This window comes from Niveispirillum fermenti (assembly GCF_052474395.1).
Genome location: NZ_CP156681.1, coordinates 2,137,045 through 2,155,947 on the forward strand (window position 1 = coordinate 2,137,045; position 18,903 = coordinate 2,155,947).

The following is an 18,903-nucleotide window of genomic DNA, read 5'->3' on the forward strand; positions in this document are numbered from 1 at the left end:
TGAATTCCGCTCCCGAGTCCCAGCGCCATGACCGATATGCCCCCAAACGCGACCATGCTGAAATTCGGCCATCCGGCCAGTGTCGTCGCCGAAACCGCTGCCTGGTCGGTGCAGGTGCGGCCGCAGCAGCCGGCCCTGGGGTCGCTGGTGCTGGTCTGCCGGGAGCCCGTGACGGCGTTCGGCCAATTGTCGCCGGACGCCTTTGCCGACCTGCAAAAGGTGGTGGCGCGGGTGGAACAGGTGCTGGGGCGTTTCGTTGGTTATCACAAGATCAATTACCTGATGCTGATGATGGTCGATCCGGACGTTCATTTCCATGTGATCCCCCGGTATGACGGAACGCGGGATTACAGGGGGCTTTCCTTTGCCGATGCCGGCTGGCCCGGGCCGCCGGCCCTGGGGCAGGCGATGGCGCTGGACGCCGCCGTGCTGGCGGCGCTGGTTACTGACCTGCGGGCCTTGTGGGTGGATGCAACGTGAACGGTTCACCGCCGCCGGTCGCCCGTAATTTCAAGCTGCACAGCACGCGGCTGATCGACCGCTACATCATGACGGAGACGCTGAAGCCGCTTCTGGCGTCGCTGGCGGTCGTGCTGGTGGCGCTGCTGATGGAACGGCTGCTGCGCCTGTTCGATCTCCTGGCCAACCATGGCGGTCCGTTCGACATGGTGGTCCGGCTGGTGGCCAATCTGGTGCCGCATTATCTGGGGCTGGCGCTGCCTGCGGCATTCTTCATTTCCATGTTCGTCGTCGTCGCCCGCATGGGGGAGGACAATGAACTGGATGCCTTGCAATCCGCCGGCCTGTCGGTGCCCCGAATCGCACGGTCATTCCTGGCGCTGGGTGCGGTGCTGATGGCCTTTTCAATTCTGCTGTTCGGCTACCTGCAGCCCTATGGCCGCTATGGCTACAGCGCCGTGTTCCATCTGGTGGTGAATGCGGCCTGGGATGCCACGGTGCCGCAATCCACCTTTGTGGATGCCGGCGATGGGCTGACGATCAGCGCCGATATGGTCGATGTGACGGGCCGGCGGCTGGAAAAGGTGTTTGTCCAGCAGGACCGCGACAATGGCGAGGTCTGGGTGACGACGGCGACCACGGGCGCCCTGGCCGCCACCGCCGATCGGCAGCGCGTGCTGATGACCCTGCGCGATGGGGTGCAGATCCGTGTTCTGCCCGATGGCCGGCGCCAGGTGCTGCAATTCGGCGAGCTCACGCTGGACCGGCCCTTCCGGCTGGTGACGGAGCCGTTCCGGGAGCGGGGCGGCAGCGAGCGCGAACTGACCATCACGGAACTATGGTCGGAAATGCACGACCCGCAATCCATTCTGGTCCGCAGCCGGGTGGAGGCGGAATTCCATGCCAGGCTGGCCCGGTCGCTGTCCCTGCCGCTGCTGCCGCTGCTGGCCGTGCCCATGGGGATGGCGGCCAAACGGGCCCGGCGGGGCCAGGGCATCGCGCTGGCCACGCTCATCCTCATCGTCTATCACCATCTTGTGCAGTTGGGTGAAAGCCTCGGCGATGTGGGCCGGGTGCCGCCTGTCATCGGCGTGTGGGTGCCGTTCGGTCTTTTCTGTCTTCTCTGCGGCTGGCTGTTCCACCGGGCCGAGGTACGGCCGGGCGAGAATCCCTTCGCCGCGCTGTTCGATGCCATCGATGCGGCCGGCGCCTTTGTCCGCCGCCTGATCCCACGGCGGCGACGCAAGGGCGGCGGGACAGAAACAGGGACAGGCGGGCCCGGCGGAGCGCCGGGGGGAACGCAGCCATGAACCATCGCAGTACCATCACCCGCTACCTGACGCGCACCTTCCTGATCCGTGTCCTGTCGGTGCTGATCGCCCTTTCCGCGCTGCTGCAGCTGCTGGATCTGCTGGATGCCGCTTCCACCGTGCTGGAACGGGGACTGGGGGCCGGCGGGCTCATGCATTACACGATCATCCGTCTGCCCATGGTGGTGGAACGGATCGTGCCGCTGGCCGTGCTGATCGGATCCCTGTCCACGCTCTGGACCTTTGCGTCGACGAACGAGATCGTGGCCATGCGGTCCGTGGGCATGACGCCTTATCAGATCATGGGCGCGTTGCTGCCGGCAGCACTGATCGTGGCCATCGGGCATTTCCTGCTGGCCGATCAGGTGGCACCGCGGGCCGAGCGTGCGTTCGTCACCTGGTGGAACGAGACGGCGCTGCCCGACGAGGGGGCGGATGACGAGCCGGCCAAGCCGGTCTGGTTCCGGCTGCATGGCAGCATCATGCGCGTCGCCTCCATCGCTGAGGACGGGCGCCGGTTCGAGGGGCTGGAGGTCGTCGACCGTGACGCGGCCGGCCGGGCCACGGCCCTGATGTCGGCGCAGAGCGGGGAATATGTCGATCGCGTCTGGCGGCTGACCGGCGTGGTGCGCACCCATATCGGCGATCCCGTGCGGGTGGAGCATGATGACGGCATGGTCTGGGACGTGTCCCTGTCCCCGGGCAACATGGTCGATCTGAGCAAGCCGATGGAGAATATCTCCATCCACCGGCTCATACGGATCGTCCGTGGCACCTGGGCCGGCGGTGAAAGCCCGGCCTTCTATGCGACACGGCTGCATTCCACCTATGCAGCTCCGCTCGCTTCCCTGGTCATGCTGCTGCTGGCCGCACCGGTGGCGCATGGCATGCGCCGGCGCGGCGGGGCCATGGGCAGCATGGCGCTGGGCACCGTCATCGGGCTGGTCTTCCTGTTGTCGGCCGGCATTCTGGGGTCCATGGGGCAGGCGGGTGTGCTGCCGCCACTCATCGCCGTCTGGGCGCCACTGCTGCTGTTCGCGGCCATCGGTGGTGCCATCATGGTCTATGTGGAAGGGTAGGCGGCCACCATGTCGCAAGAGGAAACCCCTGTTCCGGGCTTGAAGGCGGGGCGACCGGGGCATAGTTTGACGGCACGATGACAGAAGGGGCGGCACGCCGTCCCGTTTGGGAAAGGGTAGGGGCATGTGGGGCGATGCCTGGCGCGGCCGCAGCTATGACCTCGGCAAGATGAATTTGCGGGAACTGGCGCTGGCCTATTCCACATATCCGGCCATCCAGGCTTACGGCCTGCTGGCCATGGTGGCCGGCATCCTTGCCCTGGCCTGGGTGGAAAGCTGGTGGCGGCTGGGGCTGGTCGTGCTGGTCGCCTCGCTGATCTATCCGCTGGCCTGGTACGGTATCCACCGCTACATCCTGCACGGCCGCTGGCTCTACCGGATGAAATGGTCCGCCGGATTGTGGAAACGCATCCATTTCGACCATCACCAGGACCCGCACAAGTTGGAGGTCCTGTTCGGCAGCCTGGCCAACACCTTGCCGACCATCGCCCTGGTCACCCTGCCTGTGGGCTGGCTGATCGACGGCCGGACCGGGGCGGCGGCGGCCTTGTCCACCGGGCTGGTCACGACCTGCATCTACGAGTTCTTCCACTGCATCCAGCATCTGAACTACAAGCCGCGCTGGGCCTGGGTTTCCCGGATCAAGCAGCTCCACCTCTATCATCACTTCCATAACGAGGACGGGAATTACGGCATCATCGCCTATGGCCCGGACATGCTGTTCGGCAGCTATTACGGTGAGGCAAGGCAGAAGCCGCGCAGCCCCACGGTGTTCAACCTGGGCTATGACCTTGACGAGGCGGAGCGTTATCCCTGGGTCATGGAGTTGACCGGCGCGCCGCCGCGTGACCGGCCCCCGCGTCCGCCGGCACCGGGTGGTGGCGCCGGCGGCGGCGATGGACTGAAGGCCGCATCTTGAGCGTGCTGCATGGTGATCCTGTTCGGGTCGACGTCCGCGCGGTGACGGACCCGAAGGACATGGATCGCTTCATCCGTCTGCCGTACCGGTTGCACAAGGGCGACCGCAACTGGGTGCCGCCCCTGCTGCTGGAACGCAAGGAAGCCCTTTCGGCCAAGCACAATCCCTATTTCCAGCATGCCGAGGCGGCTTTCTTCCTGGCCCGGCGCCATGGGCAGGTCGTGGGCCGCATCTCTGCCCAGATCGACCGGTCCGGCCTGGAGATACGGCAGGATGCCACCGGCCATTTCGGCCTGCTGGCGGCGGAGGATGATCAGGCCGTCATCGATGCTCTGTTCAGCGCCGCCGGCAACTGGCTGCTGGTGCGGGGCATGCGGCGCATGCTGGGACCGTTCAACCTGTCGATCAACGAGGAGACGGGCCTGCTGGTGGATGGCTGGGACAGGCCGCCCATGCTGATGATGGGGCATGACCGCCATTATCTGGGCGCGCGCATCGAAGCGGCGGGCCTGGAAAAGGCGAAGGACGTTTTCGCCTATCTCCACGATATCGGCAACGAATTGCCCCAGGCCGTGCGGAGCGTCATCAGCCGGCGGCTGCCGCACAATCTGGTCGTGCGCATGCTGGACATGAAGCGCTATGACCAGGAACTGGAGACCATCACCGATATCTTCAACAATGCCTGGGCCGGCAATTGGGGTTTCGTGCCGCTGACGGCGGCGGAAACCCGGCACATGGCCAAATCCATGAAGCCCCTGATCAATCCGCGTCTGGTCTGGATTGCCGAACTGGGTGGGAAGCCTGTGGCATTCGGCGTCGCCCTGCCCAACCTGAACGAGGCGATCTTCGACCTGAATGGCCGGCTTCTGCCGTTCGGCCTGTTCAAGATGCTGTGGCGGCTGAAGGTCAAGGGTGTCCAGTCGGCGCGGGTGCCCTTGATGGGGGTCCGCCGGGATGTGGGGGGCTGGCTGGCGGCCGTCCTGCCCTTCCTGGTCATCGACGGGATGCGGCGGGAGGCGCGCGCCCTGGGTTATCGCTGGATCGAGCTGTCCTGGATTCTGGAAGACAACATGCCCATGCGCCGCATCATCGAGACCATCGGCTGTGAGCGCTACAAGACCTATCGTCTCTACGAAAAGGCGCTGTGACGGGATGGCCGTGACGGGAATGACGACGCTGGTTCTCGCCGGCTCGCGCGGGGCGGCCGACCCGGTGGCGATGCTGGCGGGCGTCAGCCACAAGGCCTTCGCCCCCGTCGCCGGGGTGCCCATGCTGGTCCGGGTGGTGCGCGCGCTGGTGGCCGCGCCGGCCGTGGGCCCGATCCATATCGCCATCGAGCGCCCGGAACTGGTCCGCGACCATCCCGAACTGGGCCTGCTGCTGGCCGGCGGGCGCATCGCCCTGCTGCCGGCTGCGGGCAGCCCCAGCCTGACCGTCTGCGCGGCCCTGGACAGCCTGGGCACGCCGCTGTTCGTCACCACCGCCGACCACGCGCTTTTGCAGCCCGAATGGGTGGAACATTTCCTGGCCCACCTGCCTGATGATGCCGATGTCTGTGTCGGTCTGGCGCGCGATCATGTCGTCCAGGCCGCCGTTGCGGAAACGCAGCGCACCTATCTGCGGTTTGCCGATGGGGCGTTTTCCGGGTGCAACCTCTTCGCCTTCCGCACCGCGGCGGCGATGGGTGTGGCGCGGACCTGGCGGCAGGTGGAGGCGCAACGGAAGAATCCACTGCGCATGATCCGGCTGCTGGGGCCGCTGTCCGTGCTGCGGTTCCTGCTGGGCCGGCTGACCCTGTCCATGGCGCTGGCCCGTCTGGGCCGGATCACCGGGGCGCGGCCGGCGGTCGTGGAAATGCCGTTCGGCCTGGCTGCCGTGGATGTGGACAAGGCGGCGGACATGGAATTGGTGGAACGGCTGCTGTCCTGAGGCGCCGGTTCCTAAACCAGGGTGGCGCTGCTGGCCACGGGGTTGGCGATCAGCCCGTCCAGGACGGATACGCCCCTTTCCAGTTGGCCGGCATGGTCCACGCCCAGCAGGCAGATACGCACGGCGTTCTGGACCTCTGCCTTGCCGACGCCAAACGCTTCCGCCGAGGTGATCTTGACCCCGTGTTCCAGCGCGGCGCGCACCAGATCGTCGCGGCGCACATTGTCCGGCAATGGCAGCCAGACATGGGTCACGTCGGGGTCGGAAGCCGAAAGATCCAGGCTGCGCAGCAGCGTGCGGGTCAGGCCCTGTCGTTCCGCCACCAGCGCCCGTCGACGCTGCGCGATCCGCCCGGCCTCCCCGCTGTCGATCAGTTCGGCGGCCACCACCGTGCCCAGATGGGCCGGGGTCAGGATCGTGGCGCGCAGCACGGTGGCCATACGATCGAACAAGGGACGCGGGCCGATGACATAGCCCGTGCGCAGACCGGGAAAAAGCGATTTGGACAGGCTGCTGACATAAAGCGTCACGTCCGGCCCCAGGCTGGCCAGGGTCGGAACGGCGGGCTGTTTCAGGAAGCCATAGACATCATCCTCCACCAGCATCAGCCCGATGCGCCGGGCCATCGACACCAGCGCCCGCCGCCTTTCCAGGGACAGGGTTGCTGTCGTGGGGTTCTGCAATGTCGGCATGCAATAGAGAGCGTGGGCCCCATGGGTGCGCGCCGCCTGTTCCACCGCGTCGGGCAACAGGCCCTCGCCATCCATGGGGACGGGTACCAGCCGCAGTCCCAGATGCAGGGCCAGGGTGCGCATCCCGGGATAGGTCAGTTGTTCGACCAGCAGCGTGTCGCCCGGCCGGGTCACGGCGGCCAGGGCCACCTGCATCGCACCCTGTCCCCCGGCCGCCAGCAGGACCTGATCGCCCGTGACATGCAGGCCGGCCGTATCGGCCAGCCAGTCGGCGATGGCCGCGCGCAGACGCGGGTGGCCCAGGGGTGTCTGATAGGACATCAGCGCCGTCAGGTCGGGCCGCTGCGCCACGGCCTGGGTCGCGGCGGCCAGGGCCGCGGCATCGGGCCATAGCGCCGTGGCGTTGACCGACAGATCGATCAGCCCCGTGGCCGGTTCCAGCAGGCCGCCGGCTTCCACTGTGGCGTCCACCAGCCGGCGGGGATCGCGCACGAAGGTGCCGCGCCCCACCTCGCCCCCGATCAGCCCCTGCCGCTCGGCCTCCTGATAGGCGCGGGTGATGGTGCCGACGGTCACCTTCAAATCCCAGGCCAGGTCGCGGTGGGTGGGCAGGCGCGTGCCCGGCGGCAGGGTGCCATTGGCGATATCCTCTGCCAGGGCCGCGGCGATGGCCCGATAGAGCGGGCCGGCCCGGCCGGCCATGGCGGGTTGCCAGCGGATGGTGGCGGGCTGGTTCATGGCTGACGCTCCTGTGCTGTCTGCCGCGCTGCGGTCGGCGATTGTCCCACTTGTTGCATGGTTGCCAGTTGCAATCCGCAGATTGACGCTGTTTTGCCGCCATTCTATCCAAGGAAATGCACGGTATCAATGTGCCGCCTGCGAAATGCTGGGTGACAATTATCGCAGGTCGAAAGGTGCAATTCCGTTCTGGGATATGGCCGGAGGTCAGGGCGATGGATAAGGGCTTGATCGAACCGCTGATGGCACTGGCGGTCTACTGCATTGTTTCTTCTGTGACGCCGGGGCCTAACAACATGATCCTGGCGGCCAGCGGGGCGACCTTCGGCCTGCGGCGCACCCTGCCCAACATCCTGGGCATCGTGGCCGGCTTCGGCACACTCCTGCTGCTGGCAGGCATTGGCGGTGAGGCGGCGATGCTGGCGATACCCCTGCTGGCCCCTGTCCTGAAATATGGCGGGGTCCTGTACATGCTCTACCTGGCCTGGAAGATCGGCACGGCCGGCCGGCCAGAGGCGGGGGCCCGGTCCCGGCCGCTGGGATTCTGGCAGGCGGCGGCGTTCCAGTTCATCAATCCCAAGGGTCTGGCCATGGCCATTTCCGTACATGCCATTTTCCGCATGCCGCAACTGGGCGAATGGGGCAGTGTGCTGGCCATCACCTGCATGTTCCTTGTGGTCGGCATGCCCTTTACCCTCGTCTGGGCGTTGTTCGGGCAGGGGATGGGACGCTGGCTGCGCGATGATCTCCAACTCCGGCTGTTCAACGGCTTCCTGGGTCTGGCCACGGCCGCGACAGCGCTTCTATTGTTGTAATTGTCATCGTAACAAATGTGACATTGATCGGACTCCTGCGCCAATTGTATCCGTATTTAAGGTTGGCCAGTCCGATTGCCTTTGGGCGGGGAGGATTGTCATGGTGTCAATGCCTGTCGTCTATGCGGTGGAAACGCGGTTGCGGACAGCGGAATTTATCGATGTGCTGAAGCGCTCAGGCCTGGCCGAGCGCCGGCCCATCGACGATCCCGCGCGCATCGAGGCCATGCTGCGCCATGCCAACCTGATCGTGACGGCGCGGGTTGGCGGTCTGCTGGTGGGCGTCGCGCGGTCGGTCACGGATTTCGCCTTCTGCTGCTATCTGTCCGATCTGGCGGTCGATGCCGCCCATCAGGGCCGTGGCATCGGCAAGCGGCTGATGCGGGAAACGCGCGATGCCGCGTCCCGCGGTGTGGAACCGGGGCGCTGGCCGTTGCGCTGCCTGCTGCTCTCGGCTCCCGGCGCGATGAGCTATTACCCCCAGGCCGGTTTGACCCCGCTGGACAATGCGTTCGACTTCACGACCCTGTGAGACGGGGTCCCGACCGGAGACCGACATGCGCCTGCCCCTTTATCAGGTCGATGCCTTTGCCGACCGGTTGTTCACCGGCAACCCCGCAGCCGTCGTACCGCTGGAGCAATGGCTGCCGGAACCCTTGATGCAATCCATCGCGATGGAGAACAACCTGTCAGAAACCGCATTCATTGTGCGGCAGGGACAGGGTTGGGGCATCCGCTGGTTCACGCCCACGGGCGAGATTGATCTGTGCGGGCATGCCACGCTGGCATCGGCCTTCGTCATCACCGCCTTCATCGATCCCCAGGCGACCGAGCTGCTGTTCCATACGAAGGTGGCGGGTGATCTGCGCGTGTCCAGGGACGGCGACCTTTACACGCTGGATTTCCCCACCCGCGCGCCGGCACCGGCCACGGCCCCGGCCGATCTGCTGCGTGCCCTGGGAGGGCCTGATCCGGTGGAGGTGCTGGCAGCGCGCGACTGGTTCATCGTCTATCCCGACGCTGCCGCCGTGCGTGGCCTGACACCGGATTTCGCCCTGCTGTCGGCCATCGCCGGGAAGGTGATCGTCACCGCACCGGGGGAGGATGTGGATTTCGTCTCCCAATTCTTCGCGCCGGCGGAGGGTATTCCGGAGGACCCCGTGACGGGATCGGCCCATTGCAGCCTGATCCCCTATTGGGCCGCGCGGCTGGGCCGGGATGGGCTGGAGGCGCGGCAGCTTTCCGCCCGTGGCGGCCGGCTGCATTGCCGCTTGCTGGGCGAGCGCGTGCATATCGCCGGGCGCGGCGTGCTTTATCTGGAAGGTGCCATCCATGTCTGACGCGCCCGCCTGTGGGGTCTGGGAGGTGCGGCGGGACGATGGGTGCGTGGTGTCCAGCGATCCTGCGCGGCTGGACTTCGATTTCATCCACCGGTCGCTGGCCAGCAGCTATTGGTCACCGGGCATCAGCCGGGAGAAGGTGGTGAAGGCTGCCCGCCATTCGGTGCCGGTCGGGCTCTATCTGGATGACGGGCGGCAGGCCGGCTATTGCCGCATCGTTACCGATCACACGACCTTCGCCTATCTCGCCGATGTCTGGATCGATCCCGGCCTGCGGGGTGGCGGATTCGGCAAATTCTTGGTCGGGACGGTCGTGAACAGGCCGGAATGGATGGGCTTGCGCCGTTTCCTGCTGTTCACCGTCGATGCCCACGGGCTTTACCGGCACTATGGATTTAGGCCGCTGGACCAGCCGGACCGGGCCATGTGGCGGCCTGCCGCGCCGGAATCGGCACTACCACTAACGTGATAGGCGTGATCGACCCGATTACACTGTTTACCCCGGATGGAGAATTGAGCAAAATGGCGGGGCTTGCAGACCACCCGGCCGTTGACGCCGGCCATCAGGGGGATGGCCGGCTGCGTGGACGGCTATTTTCGAGCCAGGGCCTGTGGACAAACAGAAACTCATCGGTGCCGTCCAAACGGTCTACGAGCTGCATAGCTTTCACGGCGACATCTGGCTGGTCGTTCGGGAGTCTCCCGATCTTCGCCAGTTGGAACCTTCCGCTGCGCTGCTGGTGCAGCGCAACGAGGTGGATGGCATCCGGCTTGTCCGCCGTTCCGACTACAAGGATCATGGCTTCACCACCACGGTGACCATGGTCAAGCGCCTGCGTAATGGCGTGCAGGAGGTCGATCCGCTGGCCCGGGCCAATCCCGGCCGCGACGCCTCCTGGTGCGAGAAGCCCGAAGACCTGATGGGGGATGTGCAGCGTCAGATCTTCCGGACCTTCTTCGCCAAATTCCTGGACGAAAAGCGGATGACGCCGCTGGAGGTTCTGAATTACGAGGTGAATGCCCGCGTGCTGGATGGGGCGGGCACCATCCTGCAGGGCGCCTTGCAGCGCGTCGCCTCTGTGCAGGTGCGGGGTACCAAGCAGACCGCCGTGGCGCGCATGAAGGAACTGATGGCCCTGGCCGACACGGCCCTGGCCGCACTGGTGAAAAATGCCAAGACCGTTCCGCCCGCCCGGATCGGGGAAGGTGGCCTGGTGGCCGTGGCCGACCAGTACAAGGGGCCGGCGGCGGGGCTGGATCATTGCCTGTATCGGGCCGTGGCCGCCTATCTGGCCGATGCCAAGGGCTGGGTGGAGAAGCTGGATCGCCTGTTCCTGCTGGCCACGCCCGACCTGTCGGTGCGGGAAATGCGCATCCTGGACAGCATCGCGGCGGAGATCATGTCGTCGCCGCTGGCACTGAAGGACCTGGCCGGGCAGGAGAAGTCGCGCCTGGACCTGGTCTTGAACGCCATTGACCTCTATGCCGGCAATCTCGGCACGGGCGGGCGCAACGAGCAGCCGCCCGGCGTGGCAGCCCTGTCACTGCTTCTGTCAGAAGGGGTGCTGCCGCGCACCATGGCGGAATTGCGCCTGGGCCTGCTGCGCCACCTGCATGCGCGCCTGCCATTGCGCAGCGACCGCGGCATCCGGGACGAGATGGAAGCGACGGTGGAAGTGATCGGCCACCTTCGCCGGCATGCTCCCGTTCTGGCCCGGGATGAAGAGGTTCTGGAGGCGCTGGCCCAGCGGGCCGACCGCCTGATCCAGCCGGAATCCATGTCCGACCTGATCGGCCCGCTGCGCGGCGCCGTCACCAGGGCGGAGACCGTTCTTTCCCTGGCGGAAACCGCCCCCGGCGACGCCGCCAAGGCGAAGGTGGCAACATATCTGCGCAGTCTGATCGTGCCGGAGGATTTCATCCGTGAGGTCGGCAACCGGATGGAGGCGATCAAGACGCTGGGCACTTTGGCCCGGCGCATCGTGATGTCGGGCATGCCCGCCGCGCCGAAACGGGAAATGGCGGAAATCCTGGATGCTGCCATTTTCGACAATGTCCGCACCGAGATATTGGCCAACCAGGCGATGAACTATACCGACCGCATCCTGGCCATTGTCCGCCTGTGCGGCGGGCTGCCGGAAGGGCGGGCCCGGCAGTTGGCGGCCGACCAGTTGACCCAGGCGCTCAAGCGGCCGGAATTCATCCTGAACTATCTGGAACGGTTCGCCGGTGCGCAGGAACGCCGGGACGCCTATTTCAAGCTGTGCAGCGCCATGCTCGATTCAGGTCTGGTCGACAAATCGATGCTACCCATGGGATGACGCGGTCCGGGCTGGAATAATCTTTCCCCTGCGCACCCCGCAGGGCAGCAATCCGATACGCGCACGGCGATGCCCCATTGACGGGTGCGGGCCAAGTCCATAGCTTCGGCGGCGGGTCACGTCCCCCCAACGGGACGCTACTATTCTGGAAGGAATAGCCATATGGCTGCGCCGAAGCCGGGCAATCGCCCCGCCAATCCGCAATTCTCGTCCGGCCCCTGTGCCAAGCGCCCCGGCTGGACGATCGACGCCCTCAAGGGCGCGCTCGTGGGCCGCTCCCACCGCTCCAAGCCCGGCAAGGCCAAGCTGGAGCAGGTGATCGCCCTCTCCAAGGAAATCCTCGGCATTCCTGCCGATTACCGGCTGGGCATCGTTCCCGCTTCCGACACCGGTGCCGTCGAAATGGCGCTGTGGTCGATGCTGGGCGCCCGCGGCGTCGATATGGTCGCGTGGGAAAGCTTCGGCAAGGACTGGGTCACCGACGTCGTCAAGCAGCTGAAGCTGCAGGACGTGCGGACCCTGACCGCCGGCTATGGCAAGCTGCCCGACCTTTCCACGGTCGATTTCGGCCGTGACGTGGTCTTCACCTGGAACGGCACGACATCGGGCGTGCGGGTGCCGGATGGTGACTGGATCGCCGCCGACCGTGAGGGTCTGACCATCTGCGACGCGACGTCTGCCGCGTTCGCCATGGACCTGCCGTGGGACAAGCTGGATGTCGTCACCTGGTCCTGGCAGAAGGTGCTGGGGGGCGAGGCCGCGCACGGCATGCTGGTGCTGTCGCCGCGCGCCGTGGCCCGGCTGGAAAGCTACAAGCCGGCCTGGCCGATGCCCAAGATTTTCCGCATGACCAAGGACGGCAAGCTGACCGAGGGTATCTTCAAGGGCGAGACCATCAACACGCCGTCGATGATCGCCGTGGAAGATGCGCTGGACGGGCTGAACTGGGCCAAGTCGGTGGGGGGTCTGGAAGGGCTGGTCGGCCGTTCGGAAAGCAACCTCAAGCTGGTGGCCGACTGGGTCGCCGGGACCGATTGGGTCGATTTCCTGGCCGATACGGTGGAAAGCCGTTCCTGCACCTCCATCTGCCTGAAGATCGTCGACCCCTGGGCGACGGCGCAGCCGGCCGAGGCGCAGGCGGATATCGCCAAGAAGCTGACGAGCCTGCTGGAGAAGGAAGGCGTGGCCATGGATGCCGGCTCCTACCGCGATGCCCCGCCGGGCATTCGCATCTGGGGCGGCGCCACGGTGGAGAATGCCGACATCGCGGCGTTGCTGCCCTGGCTCGACTGGGCTTATGAGACGGTCAAGGCCGGCTGATTTCGAACTTTCTGCTGTTCCGGCGAACGCCGCTTGGCGCAACCATTGCTGTGAAGTGCCTTCCCCTGCCTTTGCGGGGGGAAGGCACAAAGGGCAAATGGTGACCCAGTGCGAGCCGGACCCCGTTTCCAACGATATCCCGCATCTCCATGCGAAGGACATTCCCATGCCCAAGGTTCTGATTTCCGACAGCCTTTCCCCCCGCGCCGTCGAGATTTTCAAGGAGCGCGGCGTCGAGGTCGACGTGAAGGTCGGCCTGAAGCCCGATGAGCTGAAGGCCATCATCGGCGAGTATGATGGTCTGGCCATCCGGTCGGCGACCAAGGTGACCAAGGAAATCCTGGCCGCCGCCACCAACCTGAAGGTTGTCGGCCGCGCCGGCATCGGTGTCGACAATGTCGACATTCCGGCCGCCACGGCCCGTGGCGTCGTCGTCATGAACACGCCGTTCGGCAACTCGATCACGACCGCCGAACATGCCATCGCCATGATGTTCGCGCTGGCCCGTGAGATCCCGGCCGCCAATGCCTCCACCCATGCCGGCAAGTGGGAAAAGAACCGCTTCATGGGCGTGGAACTGTTCGGCAAGGTGCTGGGCGTCATCGGCTGCGGCAATATCGGTGGCATCGTCGCCGACCGCGCCATCGGCCTGAAGATGAAGGTCGTCGCCTTCGACCCGTTCCTGTCGCCGGAGCGCGCCACGGAAATCGGCGTGGAGAAGGTGGAACTGGACGACCTGCTGCGCCGCGCCGACTTCATCACCCTGCACACGCCGCTGACCGAGGCCACCAAGAACGTCCTGGATGCCAAGGCGCTGGCCAAGACCAAGAAGGGCGTGCGCATCATCAATTGCGCCCGTGGCGGCCTGATCGTGGAAGAGGCGCTGCAGGCGGCCATCGAGGCCGGGCATGTTGCCGGTGCCGCGCTGGACGTGTTCGCGGAGGAGCCGGCCAAGGCCCACCCGCTGTTCGGCAATGAGAAGGTCGTGGCCACCCCGCACCTGGGCGCCTCCACCACCGAAGCACAGGAAAATGTGGCTCTGCAGGTGGCGGAGCAGCTGGCCGACTATCTGGTCAACGGCGCCGTCGTCAACGCGCTGAACATGCCGTCGGTGTCGGCGGAGGATGCGCCGAAGCTGCGCCCCTACATGAAGCTGGCCGAGCAGTTGGGTGGCTTCGCGGGTCAGATCACCGAGACGGGCCTGAAGGCCGTGACCATCGAGTATGAAGGCCAGGCTGCGGAACTGAACACCCGTCCGCTGACCGCCATCGTGCTGAAGGGCCTGCTGGGCCCGCTGATGGAATCGGTCAACATGGTCAACGCCCCCGTCATCGCCAAGGAACGCGACATCAAGGTCAGCGAGACCAAGCGCGAGGTGGCCGGCGATTACCAGACCCTGGTCCGCGTCATCGTGCAGACCGAACAGCGCACCCGGTCGGTGGCCGGCACCCTGTTCGGCGGCGACAAGCCGCGCCTGGTGGAGATCGAGGAGGTCCCCGTCGAAGCGGAGGTCACCCCGCACATGCTGTTCGTCCGCAACGAGGACAAGCCGGGCTTCATCGGCAAGCTGGGCAGCACCCTGGGTGACGCCGGCGTCAACATCGCCACCTTCCATCTGGGTCGCACGGCACCGGGCGCGAACGCCATCTGCCTGGTGTCGGTTGACCAGAAGGTGGGAGAAGACCTGCTGGCCACCATCCGCGCACTGCCCAGCGTGGTGCGCGCCACGGCCCTGACCTTCGGTTGATCCGGAAAGGGCGGTCAGCCGTCCGGGAAAGGGGGAGGGCGCCGGCCCTCCCCCTTTTCTTTTCAGCAGCCGGCCTGCCCCCTTTCCATCGGCGCCACCCCTCCAAAAGTGATGGCGGGCGTGGAAAATCGTAACGATCACTCTCTGCGGTTTGTGATATGAAGTCTGGCAGACCCAGGCTGGGCCCGGGTCCTTTTCGGACAACCCATAGACGCAAGGCCTTTGCAGATGAAGTACGGCAGCGAATTGAGCAATCTCTCCGGCGCCGGCAAGAGCGAGGTGTCCTCCGCCCTGCAGGAAATCAGCCGTGAACTGGAAGGCCTGCGGACCGAGATCGAGAAGGTCGGCACCGTGGCGCAGCAGATCGACGCCATCGCCAAGCAGACCAACCTGCTGGCCCTGAACGCCACCATCGAAGCCGCGCGTGCGGGTGAGGCCGGCAAGGGCTTCGCCGTTGTGGCCGGCGAGGTGAAGAACCTGTCGGGCCAGACCGCCGCCGCTACGGCCGAAATCTCTGCCGTGCTGCAAAGCCTGACCAAGCGTACCCAGCATCTGGGCCAGCTTGTCGAGCGGGCGATCACCCACGCCTGACCGAACGCTGCGACAAAATCGGGGGGCGGTGCCGGTGACGGTGCCGCCCCTTGGCTTTTTGCTGCCGCCCTTCACGCTTCCCTTTCATCTCCACGGAAAATTGCCATGCCCCGCCCTGTCGTGATCATCGGTGCCGGTCCGGCCGGCCTCATGGCGGCGGAAACCCTGGCAGCGGCCGGCCGGCTGGTGGAAATCCACGATGCCATGCCGTCGCCGGCCCGCAAGTTCCTGATGGCTGGCCGTGGCGGGCTGAACATAACCCATTCCGAACCCCTGGACCGGTTCATCACCCGCTATGGTGCGGGGCGGTCCTTCATGGACCCGTTGATCCGCGCCTTTACGCCCAGTGACCTGCGCGGCTGGTGCCATGGGCTGGGGGTGGAAACCTTTGTCGGGTCGTCCGGGCGCGTGTTCCCGAAAAGCTTCAAGGCGTCCGTTCTGCTGCGGGCCTGGCTGCAACGTCTGGACGGGTTGGGGGTCAAGCTGTTCACCCGTCACCGTTGGACGGGCTGGGACGGGGACGGGGCGCTGGCTTTCGATACGGCCGCGGGGCCCCTGTCCGTCATGCCGTCGGCCACCATCCTGGCACTGGGGGGGGCGAGCTGGCCGCGCCTGGGGTCGGATGGTGGCTGGGCAGCGATACTGGCGGCGCGCGGTGTGCCGCTGGCGCCTTTCCGCCCGTCGAACAGCGGCTTCGATCTTTCCTGGTCGCAAGGCTTTCTGGAGCGGGCGGAGGGGCAGCCCTTGAAGCGGGTCGCCATCCATTTCCAGGACCGCACCGTTCCCGGTGAACTGGTGGTGACGCGGACAGGGCTGGAAGGGGGCGCGCTTTATGCCCTGTCAGCCCCGTTGCGCGAGGCCATCGACAAGCAGGGCAGGGCAGTCATCCATCTCGACCTGAAGCCGGACATGACCCTGGCCCAGGTCCAGAACCGGCTGGCGCGGGTACCCCCGGCAGACAGTCTCGCCAACCGCCTGCGCAAGGCGCTGGCCCTGACCCCGCCCATGGGGGCGCTGCTGCGTGAATTTTGCGGCGACCAGGATGTGGGTCGGGCCTCCGTGCTGGCCGGCCTGGTCAAGGCGCTGCCCGTGCCGCTGGCGGGGCAGCGGGGGCTGGACAGGGCCATTTCCACGGCCGGCGGCATCAGGCTGTCTGCGCTGGACGGCAATCTGATGCTGCGGGACCTGCCGGGCGTCTTTGCCTGTGGCGAGATGGTGGATTGGGAAGCGCCGACCGGCGGTTACCTTCTGCAGGGCTGCTACGCCACGGCTGTCGCCGCTGCGCGTGGCGCGGCCGCATTGACGTGAGCCTGTTTTTCTATAGCGCGTCTGTCATCATACGACAATAAGAATGAGAATCTCTCTTAACAACGCTTGACGATAAGATGGTCGCCTGCCAAAAGGGCGGCCAGTTGGATCGTCTCGCGTATTCAAGAAACATCATAAGGTGTGGTGATGACATGCTCCCTGTTGCCGTCCATGCGGACGGCGCTGCTGGGAACGGCTGCCTGCGTTCTGGCATGCGCCGCCCAGGCCCAATCCGCTGATCCCGCAACCCAGGTCGCCCAGCGCCCCTTGACGGAAGAGATTGTGGTCACCGCATCCGGCTTCGCGCAGAAGCTGGTGGAGGCGCCGGCCAGCATCACCGTCCTGGGACAGCAGGACCTGCGGGAAAAGGCCTATGGCAGCCTGGCCGAGGCGCTGGTGGATGTCGAGGGGGTGGATGTCGGTGACACGGCCGGTAAGACGGGCGGCCTCAACATCTCCATGCGCGGCATGCCCAGTGACTACACGCTGGTGCTGATCGATGGGCGCCGTCAGAACAGTGCCGGCAGTGTCACGCCCAATGGCTTTGGCGAAACATCCACCAGCTTCATGCCGCCCATGTCGGCCATCGAGCGGATCGAGATCGTGCGCGGCCCGATGTCGACGCTTTACGGCTCCGATGCCATGGGTGGCGTCGTCAACATCATCACCCGCAAGCCGGGCAAGGAATGGGCAGGTTCCATCAGCCTGTCCAAGACCCTGAACGAGGACACCGATTTCGGCAATACCAGCCAGGCCAACATCTATGTCCATGGCCCGCTGCTGGCGGACAAGGTGGCGCTTGCGCTTCGTGGTTCGGTGCTGGATCGCGGTGCGTCGGATCTGGCCTATGCGGATGCCAGCGGTAATGAGATCGAGGTTTCCAAGCGTGGCCCCAGCCCCGTGGAGGCGCTGATCCGCACCGCCGGTGCCCGCCTGACCATCTCGCCCAACGCCGATCACGACATCTGGTTCGACGCGGATGGCGCCTGGCAGAAATATGAGAATGGCGACAACCAGTTGGGCACGGTCGGCACCCAGGGCGGCTATGGCCCCACCCAGCGTTTCAATCGTGAGCAATATACGCTGGCCTATACCTGGCGCATCACGCCGGATTATACGCTGGACACGTCGGTGATGCGCAACACGACGGAAACTATCGGCCGGACCCTGCCGCCGGGAACGCCCGGCAAGGTGGCGGGCGCGCCCCGCACGCTGGAGTCGGAGAACACCATCTATGACGCCAAGCTGAATGGCCGCATCGGCAATCATACGGCGACCCTGGGCGGCCAATGGTGGGACGCGGAGATGGTGGATGGGGTGGCCCCCGCACCTTATACGCACCGGCAATGGGCGTTGTTCGCCGAGGATGAATGGCGGTTCATGCCCGATTTCGCGCTGACCGTCGGTGTTCGCCACGACGATCACAGTTCCTTTGGCGGCCATACCAGCCCGCGCGCTTATCTGGTCTGGAACGCGACCCAGGCACTGATCCTGAAGGGCGGTGTCAGCCGGGGGTACAAGACCCCCCGTCTGGAACAGTTGGCTGATGGCATCACCGGCTTCACGGGGCAGGGGACGATCCCGTCTATCGGTAGCCCCGGATTGAAGCCGGAAACCAGCACCAGCACGGAAATCGCCGCCTATTTCGATGATGGCGGCTGGCTGTCGGGCAATGTCACCCTGTTCAACAACGAATTTCAGGACAAGATTGCCAGTGGCCCCGGCCTGCTGAACTGTTCCTTTGCCGCATCGCCCAACCGGCCGGGTTGTGTGGATTACGGCAACTGGCCGCGCGTAGACTTGTTCAGCCAGTCCGTGAACGTGGACGAGGCGGTGACCCGGGGCGGTGAGCTGGCTCTGCGGGCCCGGCTGCACGAGGATTGGACGCTGACCAGCAACTACACCTATACCGACAGCGAGCAGAAGAGCGGGGCGGCCAAGGGGCAGCCGCTGACCAACACGCCCAAGCACATGGTCAATGCCGCCCTGCGCTGGCAGGCGACCGACCAGGTGAATGCGTGGGTGCGGGGCGAATACCGGTCCCGGCGTTTCCGCAGCGACGCGGTGGCCCGCGCCGGGCTGGGGAATTTCAAGGGATACAACCTGTTCCATGTCGGCGGCGCCTATGAGGTGTCGGAAAACGTCACCATCAATGCCACGGTCTATAACGTGCTGGACCGCAACTTCCTGCGCTATCTGCCCTATGCCAGTGGTGCCAACACGCTTTATGCCAATGAATACAACAACAACCAGCAGGGCCGCCGGCTCTGGGTGTCCGTCAATGTCGACTTCTGATTCGAATAAGCATTGATCAGACCCTCGGCTGCGACAACCG

The 18,903-nt window shown here is 65.7% G+C and carries 17 protein-coding genes; 16 read left to right on the plus strand and 1 reads right to left on the minus strand.

What is annotated here, in order from left to right; translation table 11 throughout:
• Positions 1-27 precede the first annotated feature (27 nt).
• From ABC728_RS21240 to ABC728_RS21265, 6 genes are all read left to right on the plus strand, one after another.
• The gene (locus ABC728_RS21240; protein WP_416617430.1) at positions 28-480 is read left to right on the plus strand and encodes an HIT family protein; all 453 of its coding nucleotides are present in this window, start codon (positions 28-30) and stop codon (positions 478-480) included.
• The gene (locus tag ABC728_RS21245) at positions 477-1,769 is read left to right on the plus strand and encodes an LptF/LptG family permease (RefSeq protein ID WP_416617429.1); all 1,293 of its coding nucleotides are present in this window, start codon (positions 477-479) and stop codon (positions 1,767-1,769) included. Before ABC728_RS21240 ends, ABC728_RS21245 begins: the two co-directional genes overlap by 4 nt.
• Positions 1,766-2,848 carry an LPS export ABC transporter permease LptG gene (gene lptG, locus ABC728_RS21250; protein WP_416617428.1) on the plus strand — a complete coding sequence of 361 codons (1,083 nt, stop codon included), beginning with the start codon at positions 1,766-1,768 and terminating at the stop codon, positions 2,846-2,848. The genes ABC728_RS21245 and lptG overlap by 4 nt, the downstream gene beginning before the upstream one ends.
• Before the next feature lie 124 nt (positions 2,849-2,972).
• Positions 2,973-3,767 carry a sterol desaturase family protein gene (locus ABC728_RS21255; RefSeq protein ID WP_416617427.1) on the plus strand — a complete coding sequence of 265 codons (795 nt, stop codon included), beginning with the start codon at positions 2,973-2,975 and terminating at the stop codon, positions 3,765-3,767.
• A gap of 2 nt (positions 3,768-3,769) precedes the next feature.
• Positions 3,770-4,915, plus strand: a complete 1,146-nt coding sequence (locus ABC728_RS21260) for a dATP pyrophosphohydrolase (protein WP_416617631.1) — start codon at positions 3,770-3,772, stop codon at positions 4,913-4,915.
• A 19-nt stretch (positions 4,916-4,934) separates the two neighbouring features.
• Positions 4,935-5,696 (plus strand): nucleotidyltransferase family protein, encoded by a 762-nt coding sequence (locus ABC728_RS21265; protein ID WP_416617426.1) that lies wholly within the window; start codon positions 4,935-4,937, stop codon positions 5,694-5,696.
• Positions 5,697-5,707: 11 nt separating this feature from the next.
• On the opposite strand, the gene ABC728_RS21270 is transcribed toward ABC728_RS21265, so the two are convergent.
• On the minus strand, positions 5,708-7,126 hold the full coding sequence (locus tag ABC728_RS21270; RefSeq protein WP_416617425.1) for an aminotransferase-like domain-containing protein: 1,419 nt from the start codon (positions 7,124-7,126) through the stop codon (positions 5,708-5,710).
• A gap of 215 nt (positions 7,127-7,341) precedes the next feature.
• Between ABC728_RS21270 and ABC728_RS21275 the strand changes: the two genes are divergently transcribed.
• The 10 genes from ABC728_RS21275 to ABC728_RS21320 all read left to right on the plus strand — a co-directional run bounded on the left by ABC728_RS21275 (position 7,342) and on the right by ABC728_RS21320 (position 18,863).
• Positions 7,342-7,941, plus strand: coding sequence for a LysE family translocator (locus ABC728_RS21275; RefSeq protein WP_416617424.1), 600 nt, complete (start codon positions 7,342-7,344; stop codon positions 7,939-7,941).
• Positions 7,942-8,041: 100 nt separating this feature from the next.
• Complete coding sequence (locus ABC728_RS21280; protein WP_416617423.1) at positions 8,042-8,473, plus strand: GNAT family N-acetyltransferase; 432 nt, start codon at positions 8,042-8,044, stop codon at positions 8,471-8,473.
• A gap of 25 nt (positions 8,474-8,498) precedes the next feature.
• Complete coding sequence (locus ABC728_RS21285) at positions 8,499-9,281, plus strand: PhzF family phenazine biosynthesis protein (protein WP_445376488.1); 783 nt, start codon at positions 8,499-8,501, stop codon at positions 9,279-9,281.
• On the plus strand, positions 9,274-9,750 hold the full coding sequence (locus tag ABC728_RS21290; protein ID WP_416617421.1) for a GNAT family N-acetyltransferase: 477 nt from the start codon (positions 9,274-9,276) through the stop codon (positions 9,748-9,750). Before ABC728_RS21285 ends, ABC728_RS21290 begins: the two co-directional genes overlap by 8 nt.
• A 142-nt stretch (positions 9,751-9,892) precedes the next feature.
• A complete protein-coding gene (locus tag ABC728_RS21295; protein WP_416617420.1) occupies positions 9,893-11,602 on the plus strand; it encodes a hypothetical protein in 1,710 nt (569 codons plus the stop codon).
• Positions 11,603-11,764: 162 nt separating this feature from the next.
• Positions 11,765-12,922 carry a phosphoserine transaminase gene (locus ABC728_RS21300; protein WP_416617419.1) on the plus strand — a complete coding sequence of 386 codons (1,158 nt, stop codon included), beginning with the start codon at positions 11,765-11,767 and terminating at the stop codon, positions 12,920-12,922.
• Positions 12,923-13,088: 166 nt separating this feature from the next.
• Entirely contained in the window at positions 13,089-14,669 is a 1,581-nt protein-coding gene (gene serA / locus ABC728_RS21305; protein WP_416617418.1) for a phosphoglycerate dehydrogenase, read from the plus strand.
• A 228-nt stretch (positions 14,670-14,897) separates the two neighbouring features.
• Positions 14,898-15,260 (plus strand): methyl-accepting chemotaxis protein, encoded by a 363-nt coding sequence (locus ABC728_RS21310; RefSeq protein WP_445376489.1) that lies wholly within the window; start codon positions 14,898-14,900, stop codon positions 15,258-15,260.
• Between the two features lie 105 nt (positions 15,261-15,365).
• Complete coding sequence (locus tag ABC728_RS21315; RefSeq protein ID WP_416617417.1) at positions 15,366-16,568, plus strand: TIGR03862 family flavoprotein; 1,203 nt, start codon at positions 15,366-15,368, stop codon at positions 16,566-16,568.
• 147 nt (positions 16,569-16,715) lie between these two features.
• Complete coding sequence (locus ABC728_RS21320) at positions 16,716-18,863, plus strand: TonB-dependent receptor domain-containing protein (RefSeq protein WP_416617416.1); 2,148 nt, start codon at positions 16,716-16,718, stop codon at positions 18,861-18,863.
• Positions 18,864-18,903: the final 40 nt, after the last annotated feature.

Coding starts and splice junctions, on each gene's coding strand:
- ABC728_RS21240 (WP_416617430.1), top strand. CDS start 28: ATGACCGATATGCCCCCAAACGCGACCATGCTGAAATTCGGCCATCCG.
- lptG (WP_416617428.1), top strand. CDS start 1,766: ATGAACCATCGCAGTACCATCACCCGCTACCTGACGCGCACCTTCCTG.
- ABC728_RS21255 (WP_416617427.1), top strand. CDS start 2,973: ATGTGGGGCGATGCCTGGCGCGGCCGCAGCTATGACCTCGGCAAGATG.
- ABC728_RS21265 (WP_416617426.1), top strand. CDS start 4,935: ATGACGACGCTGGTTCTCGCCGGCTCGCGCGGGGCGGCCGACCCGGTG.
- ABC728_RS21270 (WP_416617425.1), bottom strand. CDS start 7,126: ATGAACCAGCCCGCCACCATCCGCTGGCAACCCGCCATGGCCGGCCGG.
- ABC728_RS21275 (WP_416617424.1), top strand. CDS start 7,342: ATGGATAAGGGCTTGATCGAACCGCTGATGGCACTGGCGGTCTACTGC.
- ABC728_RS21280 (WP_416617423.1), top strand. CDS start 8,042: ATGGTGTCAATGCCTGTCGTCTATGCGGTGGAAACGCGGTTGCGGACA.
- ABC728_RS21285 (WP_445376488.1), top strand. CDS start 8,499: ATGCGCCTGCCCCTTTATCAGGTCGATGCCTTTGCCGACCGGTTGTTC.
- ABC728_RS21290 (WP_416617421.1), top strand. CDS start 9,274: ATGTCTGACGCGCCCGCCTGTGGGGTCTGGGAGGTGCGGCGGGACGAT.
- ABC728_RS21300 (WP_416617419.1), top strand. CDS start 11,765: ATGGCTGCGCCGAAGCCGGGCAATCGCCCCGCCAATCCGCAATTCTCG.
- serA (WP_416617418.1), top strand. CDS start 13,089: ATGCCCAAGGTTCTGATTTCCGACAGCCTTTCCCCCCGCGCCGTCGAG.
- ABC728_RS21310 (WP_445376489.1), top strand. CDS start 14,898: ATGAAGTACGGCAGCGAATTGAGCAATCTCTCCGGCGCCGGCAAGAGC.
- ABC728_RS21315 (WP_416617417.1), top strand. CDS start 15,366: ATGCCCCGCCCTGTCGTGATCATCGGTGCCGGTCCGGCCGGCCTCATG.
- ABC728_RS21320 (WP_416617416.1), top strand. CDS start 16,716: ATGACATGCTCCCTGTTGCCGTCCATGCGGACGGCGCTGCTGGGAACG.